Raw genomic sequence first — 387 nt, forward strand, 5'->3', positions numbered from 1 at the left:
GGGAGAGGTCGGCACTGGATCACTTCGAGTGAGTGTAATCAAGCTACAGCTAATATAGCTCGCTACGCAGCCTCGCCGGGTGTAGGGTGCCTCGTCGTCCGACCTAAGGCCACGGACGATGGAGCATGCACGGAGCATAGCTATGCGTGGTTTGATCCTTGGCCTGGCTGCCCTCGTGGTCAACTCATCATTTGCGCAGGCAGCAGGCGACAGCATCGCCGGCCGGAAAGTCATGGTGCAATGCCAAATGTGCCACGGCACGGATGGCCTCGGCAAAATGTCTTACACGCCCAATATCGCCGGGCAGAAGTACGACTATCTGGTCCACGCGCTGATGGCTTACAAGGCCGGAGAGCGCAAGAGTTCAATGATGTCGCTGGTCGTCAA

The 387-nt window shown here is 57.9% G+C and carries 1 protein-coding gene; it reads left to right on the forward strand.

Features of this window, described 5'->3' with window-relative positions:
• Positions 1-142: 142 nt before the first annotated feature.
• Positions 143-387, forward strand: a 245-nt coding sequence (locus EN862_RS35010; protein ID WP_135913296.1) for a c-type cytochrome, incomplete at its 3' end; no start/stop codon positions are given.

Origin of the sequence: Mesorhizobium sp. M2E.F.Ca.ET.219.01.1.1, from assembly GCF_004016445.2 — a bacterium.
GTDB lineage: Bacteria > Pseudomonadota > Alphaproteobacteria > Rhizobiales > Rhizobiaceae > Mesorhizobium.